This is a genomic window from Caballeronia sp. LZ028, assembly GCF_031451415.1.
GTDB classification, from domain to species: Bacteria; Pseudomonadota; Gammaproteobacteria; order Burkholderiales; family Burkholderiaceae; genus Caballeronia; species Caballeronia zhejiangensis.
Genome location: NZ_JARUXN010000015.1, coordinates 70,472 through 78,672, shown reverse-complemented (window position 1 = coordinate 78,672; position 8,201 = coordinate 70,472). Strand labels below are relative to the sequence as shown.

General features: G+C 58.6%; 7 protein-coding genes and 1 pseudogene. 7 read left to right on the top strand and 1 reads right to left on the bottom strand.

Annotated features, from left to right (window positions below):
* The 6 genes and pseudogenes from QCE58_RS32500 to QCE58_RS32475 form a co-directional block, all read left to right on the top strand.
* The coding region (locus tag QCE58_RS32500; RefSeq protein WP_309779958.1) for a winged helix-turn-helix domain-containing protein at positions 1–160 on the top strand (160 nt) is incomplete at its 5' end.
* A gap of 368 nt (positions 161–528) precedes the next feature.
* Positions 529–1,508, top strand: a pseudogene (locus QCE58_RS32495) (IS3 family transposase); the annotation flags it as partial.
* A 546-nt stretch (positions 1,509–2,054) separates the two neighbouring features.
* Positions 2,055–2,462, top strand: a complete 408-nt coding sequence (locus tag QCE58_RS32490; RefSeq protein ID WP_309781046.1) for a reverse transcriptase domain-containing protein — start codon at positions 2,055–2,057, stop codon at positions 2,460–2,462.
* Between the two features lie 82 nt (positions 2,463–2,544).
* Positions 2,545–3,825, top strand: a complete 1,281-nt coding sequence (locus QCE58_RS32485) for an IS256 family transposase (protein ID WP_309781045.1) — start codon at positions 2,545–2,547, stop codon at positions 3,823–3,825.
* Positions 3,826–3,861: 36 nt separating this feature from the next.
* A complete protein-coding gene (locus tag QCE58_RS32480) occupies positions 3,862–4,746 on the top strand; it encodes a reverse transcriptase domain-containing protein (RefSeq protein ID WP_309781043.1) in 885 nt (294 codons plus the stop codon).
* Between the two features lie 77 nt (positions 4,747–4,823).
* Complete coding sequence (locus QCE58_RS32475) at positions 4,824–4,976, top strand: integrase core domain-containing protein (protein ID WP_081851940.1); 153 nt, start codon at positions 4,824–4,826, stop codon at positions 4,974–4,976.
* Positions 4,977–5,489: 513 nt separating this feature from the next.
* Here QCE58_RS32475 and QCE58_RS32470 read toward each other — a convergent pair.
* Positions 5,490–6,722 carry an alpha-hydroxy acid oxidase gene (locus tag QCE58_RS32470; RefSeq protein WP_309781041.1) on the bottom strand — a complete coding sequence of 411 codons (1,233 nt, stop codon included), beginning with the start codon at positions 6,720–6,722 and terminating at the stop codon, positions 5,490–5,492.
* A 218-nt stretch (positions 6,723–6,940) separates the two neighbouring features.
* On the opposite strand from QCE58_RS32470, the gene QCE58_RS32465 reads away from it, so the two are divergent.
* Positions 6,941–8,176 (top strand): hypothetical protein, encoded by a 1,236-nt coding sequence (locus tag QCE58_RS32465; protein WP_309781039.1) that lies wholly within the window; start codon positions 6,941–6,943, stop codon positions 8,174–8,176.
* Positions 8,177–8,201 lie beyond the last annotated feature (25 nt).

The following is an 8,201-nucleotide window of genomic DNA, read 5'->3' as shown; positions in this document are numbered from 1 at the left end:
CTCGTTTCTGCTCGATAACGTCTACGCGGATCATCGCGTGGTGACGGATCGCACGATCGACAGCCACATCAAGAATCTGCGCCGCAAGCTGCAGGACGTGCGACCCGAGGGCGAGATCATCGTCTCGGTCTACGGCGTCGGATACAAGCTCGAAATCTGAGCGGGCCGTTGGTCGTTTCGCCCTCGGTCACGCACGCTCCGTCACATGGGGTCTTGATTTCCGTGCGAAGTTCCGGTTAGACCTACCTAAGCGCGACAACGGCTTGCCGTCCGGTCCTTAATAAATAGTTCCTAAAAGCAAAACTATGCTGACTCCCCTCTGGACAGTCACAGTCGCTTGCGAAGAAACAATCCCGGGCGACTCGAGAAGGTCGCGCGGGTTCGCACGGACACGAGGAAGGCGGCGAAAGGGGATTACTCAAAGGTTCGAGCTGGATCGCCAGAGGTGGCTGCGGGAATTCGGACAGCGGGATAAGTGGACCAGCCGAGGCCTGAGCCGGCGATAATGCAGGCAAAGGAACCGAGGACATGACGAAGAGAACCCGACGCACGCACTCAGCGGCGTTCAAAGCGAAAGTGGCGCTGGCTGCAGTCAAGGGCGAGCGCACGCTGGCCGAACTCGCGCAGCAGTTCGATGTGCATCCGAATCAGATCACGGAGTGGAAGCGGCAGTTGCAGGAGCGTGCAGCCGACGTGTTTGGGACGGCGGGCGTGGTATCGAACGAGCCGCCGGTTGATGTGAAGACTTTGCACGCCAAGATCGGCCAGCTTTCTCTGGAAAATGATTTTTTAAGCGGCGCGCTCAACAAGGCGGGATTGCTGAGCGCAAAGCGATGATTGACCGTGGCCATGCGTTGCCGGTTTCGCAGCAAGTCCGGTTGGTAGGCATTGCAAGGTCGAGCGCGTATTACCAGCCGCAACCGGTGAGCGAACTCGGCCATCGGTTGATGCGCCGCATAGACGAACTGCATCTGGAGTTTCCGTTCGCCGGAGCGCGGATGCTGGCGCGCCTGCTGCGGCGAGATGGCTTTGAGGTTGGCCGCCGCCGTGTGCGCACGCTCATGAAGCGTATGGGAGTGGAAGCGCTTTACTGCAAGCCGAACACAAGCCGACGCAACTCGCAGCACAAGGTTTGGCCGTATCTGCTGCGCGGCATGAAGATAGAGCGCGCCAATCAGGTGTTCGCACTCGACACGACATATATTCCCATGGCGCGTGGCTTCGTCTATTTGACGGCGGTAGTCGATTGGGCGAGTCGCAAGGTTCTTGCGCACCGCGTGGCCATTACGCTGGAGGCGATGCATGCCGTCGAGGCGCTGGAAGAAGCGTTTGCCCGCTATGGGCACCCTGACATCGTGAACACCGATCAGGGAAGCCAGTTCACGGCAGGCGCATTCACCAAGGCGGTACTGGGCCGAGGTATTCAACTGTCGATGGACGGCAAAGGCGCTTGGCGCGACAACGTGTTCGTCGAGCGCGTATGGCGCAGCATCAAGTACGAAGAAGTCGTGTGCTACGAACGCGACGATTCGAAGGTAGAACCGTTGCGATGCTTTATCAAAGATGAGGGCCGGCCCCTCGGAGTCCGCTTGCAGGAGCAGGCTTCAAACCACCACAAGCTGCGCGAGTTAAGAGCTCACGTGGTGAGCGTTGATGGAAAAGGCGGAGCTGGACTCCGTCAGGTGAGGGTCAGGAAGACGAACGTGAGTGAACCGCTGATGACGTGTCGAAACGTATTAACCGAAGTCGAAACCGGGATCTTGACTTCTATCCCGCGACAAAGGTTGGGGGCTGACCTGCTTGCTGCCCAACTGGCTTCCGGCATGAAGGCGGCGTGATCTTGATCCAGGCTTTGATAAGGAACGTAGGAACCTGTCGTCCCGATGCTAAGGGAGAAATCCAAGCGGATAGCCTCCTCAAGGATGAGAGTACCGATGCGGGGCACAGGGGCGGAGGCGTTCGTAGTAGGGTTGAAGGCTCTGTAATGGGGCTGGACCGAAGGAACGCCGTCGTCTGGCTTGACCGTGCGAGCAACCCGCGAGGGGAGGACTCGCATGGATAAGGCAAAGCCGTTTGATATTTCCAAACGCGAAGTGTGGGAAGCGTTCAAGCGGGTGAAGGCAAATCACGGCGCGGCGGGCGTCGATGGACAATCGATTGCCGAGTTTGAAGAGGACCTGAGTAATAACCTCTACCGACTCTGGAACCGGCTGTCCTCGGGCAGTTATGTTCCGCCCCCCGTGCGGCGCGTGGATATTCCAAAGGCTGATGGCAAGACGAGGCCGTTAGGAATACCAACCGTGTCGGATCGCATCGCGCAGATGGTGGTACGGCGATACCTCGAACCGATTCTGGAGCCAGTGTTCCATGACGATTCGTATGGTTATCGACCGGGCCGCTCAGCGCATCAGGCGCTCGTAGTTGCGCGTGAGTTATCGTCGGAAGTGGTGTATGCGGCGTAGGGAAGAGGCAGGAGAAGGCGGTGGCGATTGAAGGAAAATGTTGCTTCTCACGGTAACACTTCCTCAATCGAACTCCACCACCATGGCGAAACATACGCAGGAAACGAGCACCAGTCAAACGGCAGAAACGCAAATTGAGGGCGTGCCCGGGCTGGACGATCTGATCCAGCAAGGGGCGCGGCGAATCATCCAGCAGGCAATTGAGGCGGAACTGGCGGCGATGCTTGAGCAGTATTCGAATGTGAAGACGATGGACGGCCGGCGTGCGGTCGTGCGCAACGGCTACCTGCCAGAGCGCGAGATCGTTACGGCGGTGGGCCCGGTACCGGTCAAGGTTCCGAAGGTTCGCGACCGCTCGGGCTCGGGCATCAAGTTCAATTCATCGATCGTGCCACCCTATGTGCGCAAGTCACCGCGCGTGTCGTCGTCGTTGCCGTGGCTGTACCTGCGTGGGGTGTCGACGGGCGACATGGGCGACGCCCTGTCGGAGCTATTGGGCGAACAGGCCAAAGGGTTGTCAGCGAGCGTTGTGAGCCGCCTGAAGGCCGCCTGGGCAGACGAGTTTGAACGATGGAACAAGCGGGACCTGTCGAGCTCACGCTGGGTCTACTGGTGGGCCGATGGCATCCACACGCAGGCACGAACGGAGGATTCCGACGGTCAATGCCTACTGGTTATCATCGGCGTGAAGCCGGACGGCGAGAAGGAGCGCGTTGCGCTGTGCGACGGTTACCGCGAATCGAAGCAATCATGGATTGAACTGCTGCTCGATCTGAAAGCGCGCGGCCTGCAGGCGCCGCCGCTGCTCGCGGTAGGTGACGGCGCGATGGGACTATGGGCGGCACTCGACGAGGTGTTCCCGCAGACGCGACATCAGCGCTGCTGGTTCCATAAGGTCGGAAATATCCTCAACGCGATGCCCAAGTCGCAGCACGGCAAGGCCAAGGCAGCGCTCGCAGAGATCTGGAATGCCGCAACACGCGCCGATGCGATTGTTGCGTTCAATCAGTTCGTCGACGTGTACGTGGCCAAGTACCCGAAGGCGGTCGAGAAACTCACGAAGGATCGAGACGCACTGCTGGCGTTCTACGACGTTCCTGCGGAGCACTGGCAGCATGTGCGGACCACGAATCCGATCGAATCGACGTTTGCGACGGTACGCCATCGCACGAGCCGCACGCGCAACTGTCTGTCGCGCTCGACCTTCCTCGCGATGGCGTTCAAGCTGATTGAAGCGGCCGAGCAGACCTGGAGGAGGATTCGCGGTGCCGAGAAAATTGATCAGCTTCTGAAGGGTGTTCTCTTCAAAGACGGAACCCCGGTGATTGACAGCACACCGGCTCCTCAAGCGCTGGCCGCCTGATCATGCCGTCCCGCCCGCGTACACCAGTATTGACGATTGCTCGTTGCGCGTCAGCGTTGCTGGCGCGCGGACTGGGTACTGGATCTCGATATTAAAGGCTTCTTCGATAATATCGACCATCAACTTCTGATGCGCGCGCTACGTCGACATACGAACTGCAAGTGGGTGCTGCTATACGTCGAGAGATGGCTGGTCGCACCGGTTTGTATGCCCGATGGCGCTTTGGTATCGCGGGATCGGGGGACACCGCAAGGGGCAGTTGTCAGCCCCATATTGGCTAACCTGTTCTTGCATTATGCGTTCGATCAATGGATGTCACGGAACTATCCCGGCGTCCTGTTTGAGCGTTACGCCGACGATGTCATTTGCCACTGTAAGAGTGAGGCGCAGGCCAAGCAACTACGGGCGGCGCTCGATGCCCGGCTTGCGGCTTGCGAACTACAGCTTCATCCGGAGAAGACGAAAATCGTCTATTGCAAGGACGACAACCGACGCGGCAGCTATCCGGTGCAACGCTTTGATTTCCTAGGCTACTGCTTTCGGCCCCGGAGTTCAATGAATCGCGCTGGAACACTGTTCGTCAGTTTCGCTCCTGCGGTAAGCGACAAGGCGGCCAAGTCGATGCGGTTGCGAATGCGTCGATGGCGGCTGCACGGTCGTAATGATCTTGAACTTGTCGAAGTCGCTCGATGGACGCAGCCAGTGCTTCTGGGCTGGGTTCGCTATTATGGGCGGTTCCGGCCTTCCGCGCTTCGCGGAGCCTTACGTACACTGGATTCGTTCATTGTGCGTTGCGCTCAGCGCAAATACAAGAAACTCCGGACGCACATGCTGCGGGCATGGGGTTGGTTGCGGCGTCTTAAAACGCAGCGCCCGACCCTGTTTGCGCATTGGACGCTCGGAGCCACGGCTGGACGATAGGAGCTGTATGAGTCGAGAGGCTCACGTACAGTTCTGGGAGGGCCTGGCGGTGCGATTCCGCTGGGCTACTCAACTACCTGAGGGCCTACGAGTCGGTCAGCCACGCCCGGCGCTCTATCGGCGATTACATCGAGCTATACAACCGGAAACGGCCCCATTCGAGCCTGGCGGATCAGACGCCGGATGAGGCATACTTCGCGACGCTGCCAGCGATCAAATCGGCAGCATGATTGCCTCGGACGCTCCACTTAAAATCTCAGAAAGCTGTCCGAACTACCGAGGCCACCTCTGCCTGTCCAGCACCGCTTCAAGCTTGTTGACGGTTCGGAAGGTCCGTCAGGTCACTTCTCAGACTTGGATCTATCCCCTTTGCATAACGCGCGACCGGGGGAATTCAGCATATTTTAGCAAGTAGTCCGAACCCCGGCATAACACGGACACGGCAAAAAGCCTGTCCATTTTAATTTTGCGTTTTATTTAACAGAAGAACGTGATCAATTTTTTCAGAATCGAATACTTATCAAAGGCCCGTGCGCATGCTGGCTCGCATAAAATAGAACTTCATAGGCAACCACAGCATTGTACTGAAGCTTCCAAATCTATTTCGTGTTGTATGGGGAAGGTCGAAAGCGTACGCCTAAGAAAGGCTACCAGCTGTCGGACTGCCGCCAGTGAACAACCTGGTTAGGCGGCAAAAGTCGATCGACTACTGACGCCATTTCCTGCCGTCCTCGTTCGCGCGATCACCCGACTCTTTGTATGCGAACTGCTGCCATGACGTCTTCCATCGCAGGGTCAAGGGTTTGGGGCGACCTCTCCCCAGACGTTACATGCTCACGGCTGACCTCGTTGACTGTGGCGCATCCAAGATGCGCCAGCATACGGTCGATTTCCTCGCGGAAGATCCCGATTGCGCGGCCCGCGCCGGCGGCGCCACTCACGGCCGTTCCGTAGAGCGTCGGCCGACCGATCATCACGGCTTTGGCGCCGAGCGCCAGCGCCTTGACCACATCGCTTCCGCGCCTGACGCCGCTGTCCATCAGAACTATCAGGTCGTTTCCCACCGCGTCGGCAATGCGCGGCAGCGCGTCGATGGGCGCTTGTGTGCTGTCCACGTTGCGACCGCCGTGATTCGACACGACTACTGCGTCTGCGCCGCACGCCCGAGCGAGCAGCGCATCACGCGGATGCATGATACCTTTGACGATGAGCGTGTGAGGCCAACGCCTGCGAAGCTCTCGAAGATCGTCCCACGTGAGTGAGTCGTTTCTCATCATGCCCTTGCCGACCGGTGCAGCGGTGATCCTATTCTTGAGTTCGGTCGGGTAGTTTTCGTACCGAGGCAACCCATTGTTCATCATGTAGCGGCCCAATACGCCGATCATCCATCGCGGATGCCGCAGCACATCAAAAATGTTTTTCTTCGTGTACGTGAACGGAACGGTAAAGCCATTGCGCATGTTGTATTCGCGATTGCCCGCGACGACGCCGTCGACAGTGACCACCAGCGCTTCGAAACCTGCAAGACGTGCCCGTTCGACAAGTGCATGCGACATTGCCCGGTCGGGCCACATGTAAAGCTGAAACCACAGTCTGCCGGGCGCTTCCGATGCAATCGTCTCCATCGCGGTCATCGAACCGGTGGCCAGGGTGAAGGGAATGCCCGCCGCCGCTGCGGCACGCGCCAGTTCCAGTTCGCCCTGATACCACATGAGTCCCGCAACCCCTGTCGGCGCAACGGCAACTGGCATGGCGAGCCGGTGACCAAAGAGTTCCGTGGCCGTCGTGCGCCGCGATACATCGACGAGCGTGCGCGGAACAAGCTTGATGCGTTCGAACGCATCCCGGTTATTCCGCAGTGCAACTTCGTCCTCGCTGCCCCTGTCGACAAACTCGAAGACGCCCTTGGGCACGCGCCGGCGCGCGAGCACCCTCAAATCTTCGATGTTATAGGCGCCCAGATTTTTCGCTGACATGTCGTTCCTCATCGATAGGTGAGCGGCCGTCTATTCGAATCGGCCGAATCGTTCATGAGAAAAATTTAGCACCCAAAGCGCTTTTTAGGCGGCTTGGAGCCGTGCAAAGCCCGCAATGCAGATGTGCGTCTATCGCAATATCCACCGGCTGCTGCTTGTGCAACAGTGAGCACTGACAGCAGCACGCAAAACCAGACAACACGCAGGAGGAGTAACGCATGAATGCGCCTTTGTCGAAGAACATCAGTTTCGTTGGACACTCGGACCTCGAAGGAAGCTCAGACGGCGTCCAAGTCATGGTCCAGCGCGGTTATGCATACATCGGCCATGGATTCACCAACCGCATCTCCACGGTCGACGTGCGCGACCCGCGCCATCCGCGAGTGGTCGACGTGATCGAGTGCCCGCCCGGCACCCGGGCGTTCCATTTACAGGCGCACGGCGATCTGCTTTTAACCGTGAATGCGCCGAGTGTCTGGTCGATGAAGGAGTTTGCCGAAGAGGGCAAGAATTACTTCAATTTCTCGCCGTCCGATATTCTGAACAATCAGCTCAGCCGTTTTACCTCTGGCATTCGCGTGTACGACATATCAAAGCCCGAGAAGCCGAGAGAGATCGGCTTCATGCCGGTCGAGGGACTCGGGCCTCAACGGATCTGGTATGTCGGCGGCCGCTATGCCTATGCGTCGATTCACTTTTCAGGTTTTACCGATCAGATACTGGCTGTCGTCGATCTGATCGACCCGACGAAGCCGAAAGTGGTCGGACGGTGCTGGATTCCGGGTATGTGGACTGCCGGCGGTGAAACGCCGAACTGGAAAAGCGGCCGGCGTTACGCGCTCCATCATGTGGTCGTTGCGGGCAACCTCGCGTACGGCGCATGGCGCGACGGCGGGCTCACCATCATAGATATCGGCGATCCGGAGAATCCTAAGCTTTTGGTGCACCGGAATACCGATCCGCCGTTCGGCGGCGGCACGCATTCGCCGTTGCCTATCCCGGACCGCAATCTGCTCGTGCTCGCCGATGAACCGACGTTCGAGCACTGCAAGGACGGACTTCGCTACATGTGGATGTATGACGTTCGCGAGCCGACCAATCCGGTCAGCGTTGCGACTTTCCCGGTTCCAGAAGAGGACGATTACTGCGCGAAAGGCGGCGCGTTCGGACCGCACAATCTGCACGAGATGAGGCCCGGATCGTTTCGAAGCTCGAGGCTGATATTCGCCACTTACTACAACGCGGGCGTGCGGGTGTATGACATATCCGACCACTTTCGCCCGAAGGAAGTCGGCTATTACGTCCCCGCCAATCCGACGAAGTTGATCGATCCCCGGCCCGGAAAAACACTCGTCACGCAGACAAACGACTGCTACGTTGCCGAGGACGGCCTCATGTATCTGACCGATCAGAACGCCGGTCTCAACATCCTGCAATACGAGGGGCCGCTGTGACTCAAATGAACACGAATGGACGGCG

What these genes read in the sequence shown, in the direction of transcription:
- QCE58_RS32490 (WP_309781046.1), top strand. Translation starts at nt 2,055, where the DNA reads ATGGATAAGGCAAAGCCGTTTGATATTTCCAAACGCGAAGTGTGGGAA.
- QCE58_RS32485 (WP_309781045.1), top strand. Translation starts at nt 2,545, where the DNA reads ATGGCGAAACATACGCAGGAAACGAGCACCAGTCAAACGGCAGAAACG.
- QCE58_RS32470 (WP_309781041.1), bottom strand. Translation starts at nt 6,722, where the DNA reads ATGTCAGCGAAAAATCTGGGCGCCTATAACATCGAAGATTTGAGGGTG.
- QCE58_RS32465 (WP_309781039.1), top strand. Translation starts at nt 6,941, where the DNA reads ATGAATGCGCCTTTGTCGAAGAACATCAGTTTCGTTGGACACTCGGAC.